At 58.6% G+C, this 17,444-nt stretch carries 15 protein-coding genes; 3 read left to right on the top strand and 12 right to left on the bottom strand.

What is annotated here, in order from left to right:
* Nucleotides 1–2: 2 nt before the first annotated feature.
* Nucleotides 3–2,075 (bottom strand): VWA domain-containing protein, encoded by a 2,073-nt coding sequence (locus tag Q4D83_RS07990; protein ID WP_303174522.1) that lies wholly within the window; start codon nucleotides 2,073–2,075, stop codon nucleotides 3–5.
* An 85-nt stretch (nucleotides 2,076–2,160) separates the two neighbouring features.
* Between Q4D83_RS07990 and hypF the strand changes: the two genes are divergently transcribed.
* The 3 genes from hypF to Q4D83_RS07975 all read left to right on the top strand — a co-directional run bounded on the left by hypF (nucleotide 2,161) and on the right by Q4D83_RS07975 (nucleotide 5,847).
* Entirely contained in the window at nucleotides 2,161–4,278 is a 2,118-nt protein-coding gene (gene hypF / locus Q4D83_RS07985; protein WP_303174520.1) for a carbamoyltransferase HypF, read from the top strand.
* Between the two features lie 469 nt (nucleotides 4,279–4,747).
* Nucleotides 4,748–5,428: a response regulator transcription factor gene (locus Q4D83_RS07980; RefSeq protein WP_303174519.1), complete on the top strand. Its 681-nt coding sequence runs from the start codon at nucleotides 4,748–4,750 to the stop codon at nucleotides 5,426–5,428.
* Nucleotides 5,425–5,847 carry a hypothetical protein gene (locus Q4D83_RS07975; RefSeq protein ID WP_303174517.1) on the top strand — a complete coding sequence of 141 codons (423 nt, stop codon included), beginning with the start codon at nucleotides 5,425–5,427 and terminating at the stop codon, nucleotides 5,845–5,847. Before Q4D83_RS07980 ends, Q4D83_RS07975 begins: the two co-directional genes overlap by 4 nt.
* 12 nt (nucleotides 5,848–5,859) lie before the next feature.
* On the opposite strand, the gene Q4D83_RS07970 is transcribed toward Q4D83_RS07975, so the two are convergent.
* From Q4D83_RS07970 to Q4D83_RS07920, 11 genes are read right to left on the bottom strand one after another with little or no spacing between them, the layout of a single operon-like run.
* On the bottom strand, nucleotides 5,860–7,323 hold the full coding sequence (locus Q4D83_RS07970) for a hypothetical protein (protein ID WP_303174516.1): 1,464 nt from the start codon (nucleotides 7,321–7,323) through the stop codon (nucleotides 5,860–5,862).
* A complete protein-coding gene (locus tag Q4D83_RS07965; RefSeq protein WP_303174515.1) occupies nucleotides 7,320–8,090 on the bottom strand; it encodes an ATP-binding cassette domain-containing protein in 771 nt (256 codons plus the stop codon). Before Q4D83_RS07965 ends, Q4D83_RS07970 begins: the two co-directional genes overlap by 4 nt.
* A 47-nt stretch (nucleotides 8,091–8,137) precedes the next feature.
* Nucleotides 8,138–8,827: a response regulator transcription factor gene (locus Q4D83_RS07960; RefSeq protein WP_303174514.1), complete on the bottom strand. Its 690-nt coding sequence runs from the start codon at nucleotides 8,825–8,827 to the stop codon at nucleotides 8,138–8,140.
* Nucleotides 8,824–10,005 (bottom strand): sensor histidine kinase, encoded by a 1,182-nt coding sequence (locus Q4D83_RS07955; RefSeq protein ID WP_303174513.1) that lies wholly within the window; start codon nucleotides 10,003–10,005, stop codon nucleotides 8,824–8,826. The genes Q4D83_RS07960 and Q4D83_RS07955 overlap by 4 nt, the downstream gene beginning before the upstream one ends.
* A 20-nt stretch (nucleotides 10,006–10,025) precedes the next feature.
* Nucleotides 10,026–10,880 carry a trypsin-like serine protease gene (locus Q4D83_RS07950; RefSeq protein WP_303174512.1) on the bottom strand — a complete coding sequence of 285 codons (855 nt, stop codon included), beginning with the start codon at nucleotides 10,878–10,880 and terminating at the stop codon, nucleotides 10,026–10,028.
* The gene (locus tag Q4D83_RS07945; RefSeq protein ID WP_303174511.1) at nucleotides 10,880–11,242 is read right to left on the bottom strand and encodes a hypothetical protein; all 363 of its coding nucleotides are present in this window, start codon (nucleotides 11,240–11,242) and stop codon (nucleotides 10,880–10,882) included. Before Q4D83_RS07945 ends, Q4D83_RS07950 begins: the two co-directional genes overlap by 1 nt.
* 34 nt (nucleotides 11,243–11,276) lie before the next feature.
* Nucleotides 11,277–12,095, bottom strand: a complete 819-nt coding sequence (locus Q4D83_RS07940; RefSeq protein ID WP_303174509.1) for an ABC transporter permease — start codon at nucleotides 12,093–12,095, stop codon at nucleotides 11,277–11,279.
* Nucleotides 12,092–12,706, bottom strand: coding sequence for an ATP-binding cassette domain-containing protein (locus Q4D83_RS07935; protein WP_303174508.1), 615 nt, complete (start codon nucleotides 12,704–12,706; stop codon nucleotides 12,092–12,094). The genes Q4D83_RS07940 and Q4D83_RS07935 overlap by 4 nt, the downstream gene beginning before the upstream one ends.
* Before the next feature lie 4 nt (nucleotides 12,707–12,710).
* On the bottom strand, nucleotides 12,711–13,964 hold the full coding sequence (locus Q4D83_RS07930; RefSeq protein WP_303174507.1) for a lanthionine synthetase LanC family protein: 1,254 nt from the start codon (nucleotides 13,962–13,964) through the stop codon (nucleotides 12,711–12,713).
* Nucleotides 13,965–13,970: 6 nt separating this feature from the next.
* The gene (locus Q4D83_RS07925; RefSeq protein ID WP_303174506.1) at nucleotides 13,971–16,871 is read right to left on the bottom strand and encodes a lantibiotic dehydratase; all 2,901 of its coding nucleotides are present in this window, start codon (nucleotides 16,869–16,871) and stop codon (nucleotides 13,971–13,973) included.
* Nucleotides 16,868–17,344 carry a hypothetical protein gene (locus Q4D83_RS07920; RefSeq protein ID WP_303174505.1) on the bottom strand — a complete coding sequence of 159 codons (477 nt, stop codon included), beginning with the start codon at nucleotides 17,342–17,344 and terminating at the stop codon, nucleotides 16,868–16,870. The genes Q4D83_RS07925 and Q4D83_RS07920 overlap by 4 nt, the downstream gene beginning before the upstream one ends.
* Nucleotides 17,345–17,444 lie beyond the last annotated feature (100 nt).

Raw genomic sequence — 17,444 nt, 5'->3', positions numbered from 1 at the left:
CGCTAACGCTTCCGGCGCACCAGCACAAACACGCCCAAACCAAGGAACACCAGCAAGCCTAGGGCCATGACGCCCAGCAGCACTTTTACCACCACGCTCACAATGCCGCCGTTCGGCCCGAGCCCCTGCGCGCGCGGCGTGTCTTCCGTGACGCTATCGTACGTAAATTCGGGGGCTTGTTGAGCCTCATCAAGGGTTTCCACGGCGAGTTTGAACTGTACCGGGGCGGGCTGGTAACCCTCGTCCAAGTCCACTGGGAATGTGTTAAAACGAATCGCCACGTATTGTTCCCCGGACAAAAACCCCTTGCCGTAATTTCCGTTGTCAGCGTTCGCCCAGGTCAAAGGCTGCGTCACTGAAAGCGCCTGTTTGGGTTGCTCAGTATTAGTGAAGAGCGCGTAGGTTGGTTGCCATTTGTTGTCACTGAACGTTTCGGCCTCCACCGGCGCATACACGGGGTTGAGGAATACCCATTCGAGGAAGCCGTCGATCGGCACGGTGTCCTCCGCCACGGGCTCGGCAACCACCGGGGCAACGGGCGCCGCAGGCTCAGCCGGCTCAGCTGGCGCCGCAGGTTCAGCGGGTTCGGCGGGAACTTCAGCCGGAGCTTCGGCGGTGCCGGGCGCAATAGGCGGGGTTTCCAATTTGATTTGCAGCCGTTGGCCTTCCTGTACTGGCACTTTAAACCAGAGCATGTCGCCGGAACCGAGGATCGCATCGTACACTCCGGGTTGCACGACCGGCGCGTCGCTTAGGCCTAGCGCGCTCGGCAACGGGCCCGCAGGGTTGCCGATTTCCAGGTTCGGCGGCGGCTGCGGCGCGGACGTACTTGTCGACGCCGCGTTCGGCGAAGCTTCGCTCGTTAGCGTCGCGCCCGGCGACAACTCCAGCTTCTGCCGGTGCTTCACATTGGGCAGCCGCCACAATTTAAACTCCACCGGTAGATCCGATTCGGCGCCGAGCGCACCGTCACGGGAAATCACCACATCGAGCTCGCCGGGTTTGCAGGCAAAGAGGTCTTTATCGTCAACGTCTTTGGATACCGCGTACCCCGCGGAGGGTTTACTAAAGCCGTCCGCGATTGAGGATATGCCTTGATCTTCAGAACACGTCCTGCCGGTGGAATCAAAAATGTCCACCTTCTGGTTCATGTAAATGCCTACATCGTTGCCGGCCACGGCGGGCGGCGGGGTGACAAAACCAATGGCGAATCGTTGCCCGGGTTCCACCTTCACCTTGTAGTGCAGGGCCTCGTTGCGGGGCATGACGTCTTGGTAATGCGTGGGTTGCGGCACGCCATCCTTAAGCCCACCGAGTTCCAGCACGGGCGCATCTTTTGCTTCCTTGGTGCCCTTCACCTGTACACCGCCGGTGAGATACTTCTGTTCCACGCGCGTCGACTTCAGCACCAACTGTTTTTTCAACGAATCCGCATCACTCGCATCCGCATAGGATCCGCCGCCCGCGCCCGCAATGCATTGCAGCTCGCCACGGGCCTGTTCGTCCACATTAAACCCGACGACGTTGATCACCACGTCGCCGGACCGCTCGCGGATCTCCTTGGCAATGTCGCACGCTGGCGGTGGGGCACACCCGTCCGCGCCGGAGGACACAAGAACAATCTGCCGCTGCCCCTCGGCTGGGAGTTCGCGTTCCGCCTGGAGTAAACCTGCGCCAAGCGGCCGATAGCCGCGCGGCTGCACACCACGTAACCCGTCGATAGCGGGGCCCCGATCCTGGCTCAGCGGCGCAATGGTGCGCGCATCCTTACAGCCGGCCTCCCGCTCCTCAGGTGCCGTGCCAGTACCATCACCAATCGCCACCAAAGCGAACAATTGTTCGCTGGGGAGTTGGTTGAGCAATCCCTCCACCCCTTGCTTTTCGGCGTCCATGGGGTTTGGTCCCCCAAGGTTATTCACCAACATCGCTGCGGAGGCGTCGATAACCAACGCCGTGGCAGGCTGAGCCTCCTGAGCAGACGCAGGGGGTGACACGCTCACGCCAACCACCAAACCAACAGCAACCGACAACGCCAACAATGAGCGCAACCGTAACACGCCACTCGGACTCAGCATGCGTACAGCGTAACAAAGCGGAAGTCCTACACCACGCAACATGCACGGCTAGGAAAACTCGCACAATTGATTAATGTGAGTGAACATGGGTGTGATCCGAACGCGGTATATTGTGCGCGGCGTAGTGCAGGGGGTGGGATTCCGGCCGCACGTTGCCAACGTCGCCGCCGCCTTCGCAATCACCGGGTTCTGCGGCAACGACGATTCGAGCGTGTTTTTGGAAGCCCAAGGGGAAGCTAGCACCGTCGCCGAGTTCTTTTCACAAGTAATTTCAACGCTCCCGCCGTTAGCCCACGTGGTATCCGTGGCCGAATCCAGCATGCCTGTTATCGCGGAAACCGGATTCCGCATCGTCGAGTCCAAGCACTCGGCTGGGGCGCGCACGCTGCTACCACCGGACGTGGCAATGTGCGCCGACTGCCGCGCGGAAATGCGGGACCCGACGAATCGCCGCTACCGTTACCCTTTTATCACCTGCACCAACTGTGGTCCGCGGCTCAGCATCATCACCGACCTTCCCTACGACCGCCCCAACACCACCATGCGGAAATTCCCCATGTGTGCCGCGTGCGAAGCGGAATACACCGACCCTACCGATCGCCGCTTCCACGCCCAACCGATCAGTTGTTGGGATTGCGGGCCCACCTTATGGCTAGAACAAGATGGCGAACTCGTGCGGGATGAACCGATCGCCGCAGCGCAAGCCCTCCTCGCCCAAGGAAAGATTCTCGCGGTCAAAGGGCTCGGCGGATTCCACTTGATGTGCGACGCCGCGAATGCCAACGCCGTTGCTACCCTACGGGCGCGCAAACAACGCCCCGCGAAACCATTCGCACTAATGATCCCATACAGTGAAACCAGCACGGAAATGGCCGCCGATCTCGTGCGCCCCATCCGCATTACCCCTGGTGAACCCGGAGAAGGCATCGCACCGGGGCTACGAGAGTTGGGGATAATGGCGCCATACACACCCCTGCATGAGCTGCTGGTTACCACCACCCTAGTGGCCACCTCGGGCAACGCAAGCGGCGAACCGTTGTGCTACACCAACGAGGATGCGCGGGCGAAGCTTGGACATATGGCGGACGCGTTCCTCATGCACGACCGTGATATTTACGTTCCCGTGGAGGACTCGGTGGTGCGCGATAACACCCCGGTGCGTCGGAGCCGTGGGCTAGCGCCGCTTCCAGTACCGATTCCGGAAGGTCCAAATGTATTGGCAGTTGGCGGGGAACTCAAAAACACGTTCGCATTTGCGGTAGATGGGTTCGCCCATATTTCCGCCCATATCGGCGACATGCACAGCCTGGCGACCCAGGAAGCGTTCGATCGCGCCGTCGCACAAATGTTAGGCACCCACCGCAACGCCCCAGAGTTAGTGGTGTGCGACCTGCACCCGAACTACGCCACCACCGCATGGGCCGAACGCTATTGCGATAAGCACGATATTCCACTGTTGCAGGTGCAGCACCACGCGGCCCACGCTTACGCCCTGCTCGCGGAACACGATCGGCACACGGGAGTGGTGGCCACACTGGATGGCACGGGCTACGGCACGGATCGCACCATTTGGGGCGGCGAGATTTTGCGCATCACCGGAGCGACGTGGGAACGGCTCTGGCACATCCCGTCGTTCCCGCTGGTAGGCGGCGACCTTGCGGTCAAGCAACCATGGCGGATTCTGCAAGGCATCGCCCACGCGTGGCAGCTGGACCTGCCCAGCCCCAACCCACTCGTAGCCTCGCAATTACGTTCGGGGGTCGGCGTAGTGCAGACAACCTCGCTCGGTCGGATTTTCGACGCCGCGGCCGCGTTACTCGATCCCGAACTTGAGGTGACCTACGAGGCGCAGGCGGCCATGTGGTTCGAACAGCTTGCAACCTCCGGCCATCCCAGCAACGCCACCACGATTGCGGACGCATTGCTGGAGCTACAGCAAACGCGGGACGCGTTTCGCTTTCACCATGCCATCGCCCGCATTGTCGCCTCCGCGCTGCGAAGTACTGGCGAAGATATCGTTGGCATCAGTGGCGGCTGCGCGCTCAACCGTGTGCTTGTTGAGCTGCTACGCGAAGAACTCGGCGGCGTGGAATTGCTGACCCATCGCGTGGTGCCTCCCAATGATGGCGGGTTGTGTCTCGGGCAGGCCGTCGCTGGGCGGCTCGCATTGGCCTCAACCACCCCCGCTGGCGTAGTCCCCTGACAAACCCGTTTTCGTTTCGCTCCCCCGCGACGCGGCGTTTTCGCTAGATTCGAAAGAATTTTACAGGCGGGTAAGTGTTTGACGGACGAACCCGCCGAACGGTGTATGTTGTACGCAGTACAAATAGGCATCACACAAGGTATCGTGTCCGCTATGGCGCTAGCACATGTGTAAACCTTCGCGCGTAGCGCGAAATACATCCCATGCCTCGGCGCATCGAATAAAACGTGTTCAATCGTGCGCACCCCCGCTCAAATGCCGCTATGTAACATTGCTTCGCAAATGCTCCGATCGAGCGCGGAAACCCGGCGGAATACAGTGACGGACCGCGCAACGAAAGGCACCGTGACTATGAGACCGAGTTTTTATCGCGCTGGCTTCGGCCGCTGATTTTCCCACAAACAAACACATGATTACCCCACACCAAAGCCGGGGGTCTTTGGGCAACAACCCGATTGGAATTCTGTGAATGTGTAGCGAGACAGCAACCGCGATCCGAGTGTTGGTGGTGGATAATGATCCCCTTGCGATCTCCACAATCAAACGCTATTTGTCCTGCGAAAATGACATTAACATCATCGATGAAGCCGAGAACGGTTTCGATGCATTAGACAAACTTAAACACCACACGGTAGATATCGTGCTTGCGGCGATCCGCATGCCCTCAATGAGCGGCATTTCTCTTTTACAAGAAATGCAGATGCGACACATCTCCGCCAATTTTATTGCGATGACAGCGCTAGACAGCGACACCAACATGATCGAAGTGCTGAAAGGCGGCGGATCTGGATACATTGTGAAAAGCTCCACCCCGCGAGAATTATGCACCGCTATCAGAAACGTTGCCGACGGCGGCGTCGCCGTGTCCCCCAAACCGTTGAGTAGGCTCGTTTCCTATATTTCGGAAGCCCACCCGAACCCGCCGCAGCAGTCTCCGGTAGCGCGCACCTATGAAACGCTCAACCCGATGGAGAAAAAGGTGCTGGAGAACTTATGCTGTGGCAAATCCAACGCCGAAATAGCTCGCACGTTGCAATACTCCCAGGCGACGGTAAAGAAATACATTTCTTCGCTGATTGCACAATTTCACGCAAGTTCCCGACTCGACCTCGCCATCCTAGTGATTGAATCGGGGGTGATTGCCAAATGAACCGCTGCCTGCCTTGCGTTCTTGCGGCGCTACTGTGCACCCTCGCGGCGGGGTGCTCGGCGCAGCAACCGGAGCTGCCGTCGAAGGAGGATTTACTGTTTGGCCGCAACCCTGACGAACCCGTGATCAAAGATGTGGATGATACGGGGCACTGCTCACCCGCCGTGGTGAGCTTTGAACATGGGAGCGATTCCTCCACGTTGACGTACCGCGGCCAGCCCGGCGACCACGTCACCTACACCCTGCACTACGAGGACGGAATGCAGCACGAACGCGAGGCCGAACACGACGACGAAATGGTGAAAGTACTGCACCTTTCTCCCACCGACACCGCCGGGCTGGCGCGCGTAGATGCCGCAGCCACCGGAGCAGTGGGTGCGGCAAACTCGTGTGTGATTGAAGTGTCTACGGCAAACTAACCAATCGGCAGTTTATGCGTACCGGCGCTGCACCCGCAGCGCCCCACGCAACGCCACCGCCGCCAGCACGCAGCCAACCGTAGCGAGCACCACGGCAATGCCGTACCGTGCCGGCGTGGTGGCCAACTGCGGCCACACGGGGAACGCCACGATCCACAGGAAGGTATCGGCGAGCACGTCGCCTCCCAAGGTGATGGCTATCAGCGTCCAGATGATCATGGCGGAAATTGCCGCGCCGGTACCGAAGCGCACCATCAGCGCCAGCCCAAACCACAACAACGTCGTGCCAACCAACAGCCACAGCAGAAACTTGCCAAGCGCAGGCACCACGGCAACGCCACCGCTGATCAATAACACAGTGACCAATGCCGATAACGCCACCAGTACCAGCACATGGACCACAGCGAAGGCCAGCGAAGTACGGGGGTTTTCCGTCACCACTTGCGTGTATGTGCTTTCCTGCGCGCGCCACGCCAACACCGGCAGGATGCCGGTGCCGATGGGAAACACGGCGAAAGCGAACAAACTGGACACAATGCCGGGTGAGTACGCCAATGCGCTCACGATCATCACTAGGGCGGCCAGCACCGTTACGGTAAGGACGCCGCTGCCTTTCAAACCGCCGAGCATCGCACCCACAGGCAATGCTCGGGGATTCCGCCGGGCAGTAGCCACAGCGGAAGCCAGCTCGAACGGGGTGGTGGTTTCCGCCACCACCGATGCAGCCGGCGTACGCGGCACCGCGGGTTGACGCTCGCCCACCTGGATGGACACCGCCCAGACCACCAGTGCGAAGCACACACAGAGGATAACGCTGACGGCATGGGGCTCGTTGAGTGCCGGATGGGTCGGGGGCATGGGTTCACCATTGGCCTGAACCCCGATCGGCACCAACATGATTCGCACCGGCCAAGCTGGCGGGATGAGCCACCACGCAGCAAGTTCCGCGGTGAGCGTGCCCAACACCTGCCACACAATGCCGAATACAAGTGCGAGGATGACGCCGAAACGGCGCGCAATCATCGCCCCCAACCCGAGCAACGCCAGCGCACCCAGCCAGGCGCAGGCACCGCCGACGGCCGCGGCGTCGAGAGGCGCGCCAAAGAGGATCGCACCGCCGAACGAGAAGCACTGAAACAGGGCTGCCACAAACGCCACGCCACACAAGCGCGCCAAGCGATCGCGCCTCACGGAGGCGCCGCGCCACGCAATACCACCATTGCGCGCCACACGTTCGCGTTGTTCGGAAAGCCCCGCGAGCAGCATCATGAGCGGCGCGGCCATCCCCGTAACATACATTGCCTGCCACGCTAACGGGTTGGATTGGAAGCCCGCGCTCTGCGCACCCGCGGACAACATCACCCCGCTGATGCAGATCAGCACACCGATGCCCGCAAAGTACAGCACAGACGACCCCTTCAGCCGCAGCGCCTCCGCGCGGAGATACCTAGGCATGGTTACCAGTGCGGTGGTCATCGCAAACCCTCCTCTACGTATCGACGCCCCGCGTGACCAAACCCGGGCGCATCCACAAACGGATTCGGCTCCGGCGCGGCGGTCGCGTCGAGGAAACGCGCCTCCAAGTCACCGCCTTGCAGGAACTCGTCCGCGGTGCCGGAGAACACCGTGCTGCCGTTGTTAATAACGGTGATATCGTCTGCCAGCCGCTCAACTTCACCCAATTGGTGGGAGCTCACAAGCACCGTGCCACCCGCCCGCGCCCACTGCCGCAAGAATTCCCGAAGGTCCGAAATCCCTTGCGGATCGAGGCCGTTCTGCGGCTCATCAAGGATCAAAATCGGGGGCGAACCAAGCATCGCAATCGCCAACGCCAATCGCGCGCGCATCCCAGTAGAAAACGAACGCGCCTTCTTCTTGCCGGTCTGCGCTAACCCCACGAGCGTGAGCACACGCTGCACCTCCGACTTCGGGAGCCCCAACAACGACGCGTGAATCTTCACATTGTCCCGCGCGGAAAGATGCTCATACAACGCCGGGCCGTTAATCGAAGAGCCAATCTGCTGCAAACTCGCCGGGGTGATCGGGCCGCCGAACACCGTAATGGTGCCCGCCTGCACCGGGACGAGGCCAAGCAACGCCTTGAAGGTGGTGGATTTGCCGGCGCCGTTGCGGCCAAGGAGGGCGTGCACCCGCCCCGGAAAAACGCGCAACGACAAATTGTTTAGGATCTTATTTCCGCCAAGGGCGACGGAAATTTGCTGGATTTCAATTGCTGTTTGCATACTTTTATCATTTCGTACGCAACAACTCATGTAATCCGACTGCGGTGCTAACTTCCTTCTCCTACCACGGTATGAGCATGTACACCGGCCTCTCGGGCTAAAATTACCAACGCCACCCGATCGCGGCAATGCAATTTAGCCAACAGGTGCGAAACATGAGTTTTTACCGTGGTTTCCGAGATAACAAATTGCGCGGCAATTTCCGGGTTAGTTTTCCCTTGCGCAATGCTGGTGAGTATCTCCGCCTCGCGCGGGGTAAGCAAACTTAAGCCCTGCTGCACCTCGGCGGCAAGCGGCTGCGCCGGATTGCACAATTGCTGCCGCCACGCCTCGATCACATGTCCGGTCACCCCAGAACTCAGCACGGATTCGCCCCGGTGTATCGAGCGCACAGCTTGTAGCAGCACCTCCGGCTCGGCATCTTTCAACAAGAAACCCTGGGCACCCGCCGCAAGAGCACGCTCGATAAGGTCAGGGACGTTAAACGTGGTCAGCATGAGCACCCGAACGTGCGGGTCAATGCGGCTGATTTCCTGCAACGCGGCGATACCATCCTTCACCGGCATGCGAATATCCAAAATCGCGATATCAATACCGCCCTGCCGCACCGCCGCCACCGCTTGTTCGCCGTCGGCGCAGGTGGCCACGACGTCGATATCCGGTTGGCTGGACAGGATCGTAGCGAGGGCGGACACGAGCATCGGTTGATCATCGGCGAGCAAAACGCGAATTGTCATTGTGGGTCCTTCGGCAGCCAAGCGTATGTCGTTGCAACATTATGTTTAAGGTCAAATTCAAAGCCACCGCCGAGCGCAACGCAACGCTCCTTAATTCCCTCGAGGCCGAAACCACCAGAGGTAGGATACCGCTGCGAAGTGGTGGAAATCACTCGACTAGAGGCACGCAATTCAATGCGTTGTTCCCGCTCCTCAACGCTTAATCGAACTCGTGTACCCACACCCTGGTGTTTGAGCGCATTGGTTAACGTTTCCGTCAGAATTCGATGCAGCGCCAATTGCACGATCGGCGAATATGTGCGCAAATCCACCCGCACATCCTCCGCAATATACAAGCCCGCAGCGCGGAAGCGTTCCACCACATCATGCAGATGCAGCGTGTGCGGCACATCCACATTGCCCGAGCGCAACGCATTCACAATCATGCGTACCTCGGCGATTCCCTCCCCCGCCACCTTATGGATGGTTTCCAAACTAGTTTTCGCAGCTTTTTCGTCGTACATTCCCGCTGCCGCCTGCATGCGAATCAAGGTGAGGGAATGCGCCAGCACGTCGTGAATCTCGGAGGCAATTCGCAAATGCTCTCGTTCGCGGCTGCGCACAATGGCGTCCTGCCGCGCCACTTCCAACGCCTTCCGGCGCAACCCCAGCAGCACCAGCGCCAACACCGTCACCCAATGCAACGCCAACCACGTGTACCGATCGTCTCCGCCACGGTAGGCAATCCCGCCGTTATCCGCCAGCTGCCACATCAACGGCGAAATCAAACTGCCAATCGAAGCCACCACGCCCACGATCACCGCCGCCCGCTGCGACACGCTCGGTGCCCGCGCCACCCAATACAGTGCCCACGGAGCCAACAACAGCACCAGCGGATACCCCATATTCACCGGAAGCACACTGATCGACGCGGCGGACCACACCCCCAACAACACCAAGATGGCGACCGAACAAACTATCGGGTAGGCGCGGAGGTAACACGCGGCGCCCACCAACGCTACGGCCACCGCCGCATGCACCCAGACCACGACGATCACGCCCTGTTCCGCCACCCACGTGGGCGGCGGAACGGGCGCCTGCGCCGCCACCGTAGCGTCGTAGGCGATCCAGATGTAAAACGCCGCCATGACCGCGGTCAACGCAGCAATCGCCACGTCGCCGCGGGCAGGACGTTTCATAACCACAGGCTCCAGTCTAGCTACCTGGGTGAAGTCGTGGGTGAGGTCGTGGGCCGCTCACACTGCCCGCCAGCGTGGGGGTCCGCGGGCGTGCAACACGCGCATTCATCGAGAATGTTCCCGGCGATATGGGCGATCGGCTGCACAATCACATCACCCAGCGACTTGGAAACACCCACTACAATCCCCGCGAGGACGTATTCGCCGCGAGAATCCTTGCGAAACACCGGCGAGCCAGAATCACCTGGCCGCGTGGGGGATCCATCCATCGCCGAAGCCCGAATCAAATCATGCGACACCACCCCCAAATCCGCATTCTTGCCAACGTAGTCGGTTTGTTCGACACGGAGCTGTTCCTCGTGCACGCCCCCAGAGCTCACATCCACGGTATACAAATCCAGTGTTTCTGCCGGCTCCACCGGTTCCTCCGAAACCTGCACGCAATCCGCCGCAAACACGTCCGTATCCAGCGTCACCACCGCCGCATCGACATCCGGAACGTCCGCAACATGTTCGACGTTGGCTTCCGGATCAGCGAACAACGTGATGTCATCGAACGATTCCACAGCGTCAGTGCAATGCTGCGAGGTTAAAAACTGATTCGCACCCAATGACACTCCGCTGCAATGCACCTCGCCCGCGTCCGTTTTCAACCCATACAACACAAATTGCGCACCGTTTTCCGTGGTGTGCGTATTGTTCTCCGGGACAAGTTCGGATTGCGGCGTGTGCGCAAACGGCAATGCCTCCAGGCCACCGACAATGGCATCCGGCGCGTGCTGTGCCCCGGCAATACCCGGCGTTTGCCCAGTAATTAGCGCCGCAAATGCCAGCGCGCCAACCGTGGTACGCGAAACAACATTCCTAAAATTCATCACTGCCCTCCCCCATTTCCAAACAACAAATCCTGCAACCCAGTCGAAGAAGAATACTGCTGCTGGAAGCACGCCACGCCTTCCGGAGATTCCGGGTCGAATTCACCACACGTGCTATTCACATTGCTCATCATCAACAGCGTCGCCGCAGCAGCAAAGGCAATGCCCACCACATTCAACAACAACGCACCCAACGCCGCTTTTCGACGCCCCGTCCCCGCCGTTTTCCACACAGCTACAACGCTCGCAATACACAACACCACGGCAATCACGCCGGCGATAATTGCAAACCAGCAAGCAATAGCAACAATCAACGAAACGCCAAACAACAACAGAGTCATCGCAGATACAACACGACTCAACGTACAACACTCCTTCACATAGCAAATAGATGGTTTAATACCCGCCGATGGTTCCGTTGATGCGGCACTTCCGCATCCCCCAACAGAACACGTAAATACCCAACGGCGCGAGGAAACAAATCCACATCAAGGCCGGGACCAGCACGCCGAACGTCTGCGAAAACTCGGAACCGGTCAGGGTAGACAACCGCAGCGCCGACATCACAGACGTGGTGGGAACATAAAAGGCCAGGTTTTGCAGCCACTGGGGATAAAACTCCACCGGAAACATCACCCCAGAGAACAAACCGACTACCACGGTCACAGCCCAAGTAAACGGCTCACCGGACTTGGAATTCAGGATGTAACCCGCGGCGCACAGCCCGATGGAAGACATCAGTACAAAACCAATGACGATGGTGAGCAGCAGATTCAACCAGTTCACGCTGGCCGAAACATGAAACACGTAAAAGAAGCAAGTCATCACCAAGGTGGTGCTGATCAGCGTGGACAGCAGATTCACCAACAAGCGCGTCACAATAATCGTGGGCAGGCCGAACTTCGACATGATGATGAGCTCCAACGTTCCGGTCCGCTGCTCCTCCCGAATCGTGTCCTTGGGAACATTCATCAGCATGAACAAAATCGACGAGCCCATCGCACCCGTGACCATAAAACCAATGACATTGCCGCCATACGCTTCCAAACCCGGCAACGAGCCGCCCTGGGAAAGGAAAAGCCCCAACAGGCCGAATTGAATCAAGCCCACAATGGAAGACAACAACGTGAGCACCATTTGCGTCTTATAGGTCCGCTTTTCCCGCCAAAACCGCAGGATTTGCGGAATGATCAAAGACACGGCGTCGGTAATCATCGCAAAAACTCCTCCGACGTAATGACATAGTCGCTCACCTCAGCGAGCTCCATGTCATGCGTGGACACGATCACGATATGCCCACCGGCGGTCAACGCGCTGATCATGGCGTACACCACCCGCCGATTGCGGGCGTCAAGGGTGCTCGTCGGTTCGTCCAAAATCACAATCCCATGCGATGTGAGCGCCGCCACGAGCAGGCCGTAAATGCTGCGCTGCCCCAACGACAAATCGCTAAACCGACATTCAAAAAACCGCGCAGCGTCGAACCGACTAAACAACTCGTCAATCCGTTGACGCACCTCATGCTTATGCAGACCATTCAGCGCGCCAATAAACTCAGCGTTTTGGTAGCCATTCAAACGAAAGTTGAAACTTCGCTCGGAGTACAAACTCAGCCCAATCTTGGAACGAAACTGCTTCCAATTATCGGCGGTGTTCCAATGGCCAAAATACACCCGGCCGCTGCTGGGAATAACAAGCCCCGTGAGCAGCTTTAACAGGGTTGTTTTACCGGACCCATTGGGGCCAATGATCGCCGTCGATGTCCCCGGCGGAAAATCCTGCGTCCAGTGGTACAGCACCGGACGATCCGGGTAAGAAAAGCTCACATCGTCACAACGCAATGTTTCCACAAGGCACCCCCAAAATCTGCAATTGTTTCGGCAATGGTTGCCCGCTCGCAATCGCATGCATCACAACATGTAACCCGGAAACACCGTCCCAAAAACCCCACTTATGATCCGAATCTGCAGCATAAGCGCCCTCCTTTTCAGCGAGTTCCGCCATGAACTGCTCAGCGCGCTCCCACCAAGCGCCGGGGATCGGCTTGCCAACCAGATAATTCAAGGACATGCGTCCCGCTAACCCGTGGCACAGGCCGGGCTCATCAAACCCGCCGGAGGCAGGATCGAGGTAGGTCGGGGCGTCGAAACTCATTTTGATTCGATCAGGAATGTCCAAACCGTAAGCCCACCAAAACGCCTCCACCATGGGCAAGCCGTAACACCACCCGTTGCGCGCCGCGGGACCTGGATGAGGAGTTTCGGCACCGGGACCCCACCACGCCGCACTCGACGGATGGCCGCACAGATAATACGGCAAACACGGCACGATCGAGGCGTCATAGCCGCGGACAAGCGCCGCCAACAAAGGCGCAATCGCAGGCTCCACAATCTCCCGATCGTCGGTTTGAAGCTTCAGTAGCATCAGCCCAAGCACGCCCGCGATGCCATGCGCCTGGCCAAAATCCAGAATGCCGAACGCCGCCTTCGGCTCCTGCTGAATTACTTCCGGCGGTACGGAAATCGACGGGCTCCAGAAGAAGTCTTCGAAATCGGATGTGGCAACTTGCGCAAGGAATTCCGTAGCCTCCCGAACAAGGTTTTGATTGTTGGGTTCGGCTGGGGGAAACAGGGTGAAATAGTACAGCTGCCCAGTCAGCCCAATGGCGAAATCGTAATCGAAGCGCGGCATGCCCACGTCGCGGCGCAATCGCTCCAAGCCTTCCTGAACATGCCGCAACATGCGGCTCTCCAGCTTGTGCAACGCACCCGCAAACTCCTCGGGGGAAGACTTCGCCGACTGGAGCAACAACGCCAGTCCGGTCAAGCCGCCGAGCACCCCAGCGTGATGGTAACTATTCCCCCCTAAGCTGGCAAAAATGCCATTGAGGTGGGTAAGTACAACGTGGTCCCAATCGTAGGAATCATCCAGTGCTGCCATCGCGGCCGCCGCATACGCCTTCCCGAGGCTTCCCTGGTTGATATGCAGCGAATCCTGTGCCCGGCATTCCCGCGCCAGTTCGCGAAACAACACCGCGTTGCACTGCTCCCACGTGCGATAGGTGTGGACCTTGAGAGTTTGCATCGTACTTCACGCCCTTTCCAACGCCGGCATTGTTTTCGCCAGCGCTTTCCAAACCTGTTGTTCCTCTTCAGTGGAAATTCCCAGCCGGTTGCAGAACAGGTGTGCCGCAACACCCCAGGGTTCACGCAACTCCGGAATTGCCGCCACGACGTTGTCCATCGCACGAGCGATCGCCTCGAAGAATGCGTCGATCTGCTCCCGATGCGGCTGCAATGAGTCCGCCAACGCATCCGGAATAACCACGCGCGTTTTCCCACCGCGTGTGCTTCGTTGCTGGCGCGCCACCTCGCGGTGCACTCCATATGGGAGCGGACTGGTATGCAACCACCGGCGCAACAAAAACGCCCGCTCGGAGACCGACAACGGCTCCAAAAGCTTTTTCGAAGCAAGCCAGCTGAGCAACGCCGATTCTGCAATAAACAATTCGGAAAAGGCGGCGAATCCCGCCTGGCCGCCGTAGCGCTCCACCTCAAGGCGGTGCTGCTGTTCTGTCACCTCACTGACCCAGCCGTCCCACACCAACGCGGCGAAAAACTGTCGAACATCCGCTTGCATCATGTGTTCGCGAAGCAGGCGCAACCGGACACACGCTTTCCCGGACTTGGTGGAATAGCGCACAAAGTAGAACGGCACATTCAAACCGGAAAACAGCGAGATTAATGGATGAACCTCTCCGCCCCGAGGCACAATCTCTAAATTGCACCAATCGCTCGTCGCCGGAATTAATTGTTCGTAGCCGTAGGAATCGACATCTTCAAACTCAAGCAATGCCTGGTGGTTTAACGCAGCGACGCCCTCACCCGCGGCGGGCGTGTGTTCGCGCGTAGGATCGGCGAATTTCCGCACACATTGAAACGAAACCACCAATTCGCTGTGAAACGCATGCCCCGCGGAATCCGTGCACAATGGAACGCCGTGTTCAATGCCAGCATCGTCCACCCATTTGTCCCCGGAACGGAGTAGATGCGCCAGCGTCGAAGAATCTGCAAGTGTCGTACGGTTCACCAACACTTTCCGGTCGCTCATCCCCAGGCGAACCAACGGCCCAATCCCCAACTCGTCGCACCACGCGTTGAACGCCTCCAAGGTTTCCTCGCCCCGATACCGAAACTTCGGCCGCTGCAAAATCACGTTGTCAAAACGCACACCAGGCAAGAAGTCGTGGAATCGTTCTAACGAACCCCAATCCCACTGAAGCGCAGGCCAATCCGCGGTCGCCACCACAAACAACAACCGCACCCACTCCGGATACAAGTGCAGCGACACCATGGAAGTCGGTTCAAAATGCAACCTCGTTCCATCTTCCTTTTCGATGAACACGCGCTTGCCGTCGGACCATACATACAGGTCACTGCACACAAGCTCATTCTTGGACGTAGCAAACGCATTCACGTTGAGCGTGTAATCAACATCCTGGCGTGATTCCCGAATCGCATTGACTTTCCTGTCGTTGCTCATCCAATCAATAGCGGCCGTTGCCACCCCCTTGCGCGCCGCACCCGAGTTCGCCACAGGTTGCGAATCATCGCCGCGGAGCAACCGATACCGCGCAGTGAGCACGGCGCTCGGTACCGCGACCACCCCATCGCAAGCCAAAAACTGCACACCCCGCTGGGAGTCTTGGCCGTCGGGCACACGATGCGGAACCACCGGCACCGCAAACGACTCGAAATTGGCAGCGTATTCCGGGTCGCTCGCACCCTGATCGCGCGCAATTAACCGGCGAATCTCCGGCGCATTGAGGTCCACCCAACGGTCGTTATGAATCGCAGCTCGCGCGCAACACTCCGCAAGGCGAGACGTAGCGCCCTCCGCCGACGAAGCACCTTGAGCTGCGCTAAATTCATCCACGACGTCCTGGTAGGAAATACCAAACGCAGGGTGAATAAGATCAACCAACGAAACCCTGCTAAACCCATAACGTTCGTGCAGAATTTCCGCAAACTTTGCCGCTAGCCCCTTATCCACAGTGCCCAACAGCCCATTGCGCAATAAGAAGCCGTAACACTTTTCCAAACTCTCCAACGCTTGCGCCCCAATGCTGACGTCGGCGTCGCGCCTCGCCTCAAACTCAGCCTCGTTATGCTCAATGACCCAATCCCGAAGAGCGCCACCGAATCGCTCACACTGACTCACCCGCGTATCGACGCCCTGCTCCCCACAGCTCTCCGCATACCCCACGCTCCTAGACGAAAGCAGAAATTCCCGCTTGACCAGGGATAACACCGCCTTTTCCACAACGCTGGCATCGGCGATATTAAATTCCTCCAACAATTGCTGCACAAGCTGATCCCACGAAATCGGATTCCGCGCCAGCTCCACAATCCGGGCGATCACATCGTTGCCACCAACGGAACCGAACACCTCCTTGCGGCAGCGAGGCGCGGTGACAAAGTAGCGGGAACCAATCTCAATCGCACTAGGATTCCAGCGCACCGCTGGCGGCGCGGCCGCATCCGGCTCCCCCGCAGTAATCGGTGCCGCGCACCCAATTTCCAGCTCATCCCGCAACACAACACGCAGCTCGCGTGAACCCAAGCGACGGTGCGCAGACTGTGAGGCTGCGGCGGGCGCGGCGTCGATAATTGGTTCGTGGGTGTGGCCAACGCGACCGACGAGCCGTGATGGTGTTGCCCGCGTGGCTGCACGAGCCATCAGAATGGAAATGTGCCGCAGCGTTTTCCGGCCCTTTTTCGAATCCAAACGCAGGTCACCAGCCAGGATGGCGCGCGCGTTGGCGTCTACGATCGGATTGAACGCCCGCAACGTCGTGCTGATGATCGAGCTCTCATATGCGAGGCGAATTTTGGCCAACCCGTCGGTGGTATCGAGGAAACGTTGGTACTCCTCCCACCGCACAGCAGCCGAACGAATCCCTTGCACAGAGGCGCGTAGTTTGTACGTCATAGTTCCACACCCCGATCCTCAAGGTTTGCTTCAACGTGTTGGCGTTCCTCCGGATCCAACGAATCCACAACTTGCGTCAAACATTCCTTGAGTGCGGTGCGCGTATTGTCGGCAAACCAATCCTGGCAACCCGGCAACACCGGCCCCCGCAGGAAAAACAGCGCCCGCCAAATATCCCCCTGCTCTAGGCTCGTGAATACTTTCCCCAGGTCACTACTGATTTGAGCGTTGGTGAGATACACGCGGCTTTCCGCATTGTATTCGATATCCACGCCGAGCGTAGAACACCCCTTTACCGGGTACCACAACGCATTCTTCGAACAGAAATTGTTGTAGAGCTCGCAGAGGATCGTCTTCTTCGAAATTTTGCCATCGTTTTCAGAAAGCAGGTAGGCGAGCTCCAGCGCCTTAATATTGCTTACTGGATTTCCGTTGGCACTCGGTTTACCAGTCAAAGTGATGGTCAGCAACATTTTCTCCCATCTTGAAAAGACAAACACGAAAGGTTTTGTTATCCCAAGCCTGAGGCCCCAAACATCTTGGGATAAGAAGTTGATCAATCGATCGAAATTG

Origin of the sequence: Corynebacterium sp. (genome assembly GCF_030532715.1) — a bacterium.
GTDB lineage: Bacteria > Actinomycetota > Actinomycetes > Mycobacteriales > Mycobacteriaceae > Corynebacterium.
The sequence above is the reverse complement of the archived record's forward strand: the minus strand, read 5'-3'. Positions and strand labels throughout refer to the sequence as shown.

Excerpts from the sequence above, each read along its gene's own strand:
- Q4D83_RS07990 (WP_303174522.1), bottom strand. The coding sequence starts at position 2,075 with ATGCTGAGTCCGAGTGGCGTGTTACGGTTGCGCTCATTGTTGGCGTTG.
- hypF (WP_303174520.1), top strand. The coding sequence starts at position 2,161 with ATGGGTGTGATCCGAACGCGGTATATTGTGCGCGGCGTAGTGCAGGGG.
- Q4D83_RS07980 (WP_303174519.1), top strand. The coding sequence starts at position 4,748 with ATGTGTAGCGAGACAGCAACCGCGATCCGAGTGTTGGTGGTGGATAAT.
- Q4D83_RS07975 (WP_303174517.1), top strand. The coding sequence starts at position 5,425 with ATGAACCGCTGCCTGCCTTGCGTTCTTGCGGCGCTACTGTGCACCCTC.
- Q4D83_RS07970 (WP_303174516.1), bottom strand. The coding sequence starts at position 7,323 with ATGACCACCGCACTGGTAACCATGCCTAGGTATCTCCGCGCGGAGGCG.
- Q4D83_RS07965 (WP_303174515.1), bottom strand. The coding sequence starts at position 8,090 with ATGCAAACAGCAATTGAAATCCAGCAAATTTCCGTCGCCCTTGGCGGA.
- Q4D83_RS07960 (WP_303174514.1), bottom strand. The coding sequence starts at position 8,827 with ATGACAATTCGCGTTTTGCTCGCCGATGATCAACCGATGCTCGTGTCC.
- Q4D83_RS07955 (WP_303174513.1), bottom strand. The coding sequence starts at position 10,005 with ATGAAACGTCCTGCCCGCGGCGACGTGGCGATTGCTGCGTTGACCGCG.
- Q4D83_RS07950 (WP_303174512.1), bottom strand. The coding sequence starts at position 10,880 with ATGAATTTTAGGAATGTTGTTTCGCGTACCACGGTTGGCGCGCTGGCA.
- Q4D83_RS07940 (WP_303174509.1), bottom strand. The coding sequence starts at position 12,095 with ATGATTACCGACGCCGTGTCTTTGATCATTCCGCAAATCCTGCGGTTT.
- Q4D83_RS07930 (WP_303174507.1), bottom strand. The coding sequence starts at position 13,964 with ATGCAAACTCTCAAGGTCCACACCTATCGCACGTGGGAGCAGTGCAAC.
- Q4D83_RS07925 (WP_303174506.1), bottom strand. The coding sequence starts at position 16,871 with ATGACGTACAAACTACGCGCCTCTGTGCAAGGGATTCGTTCGGCTGCT.
- Q4D83_RS07920 (WP_303174505.1), bottom strand. The coding sequence starts at position 17,344 with ATGTTGCTGACCATCACTTTGACTGGTAAACCGAGTGCCAACGGAAAT.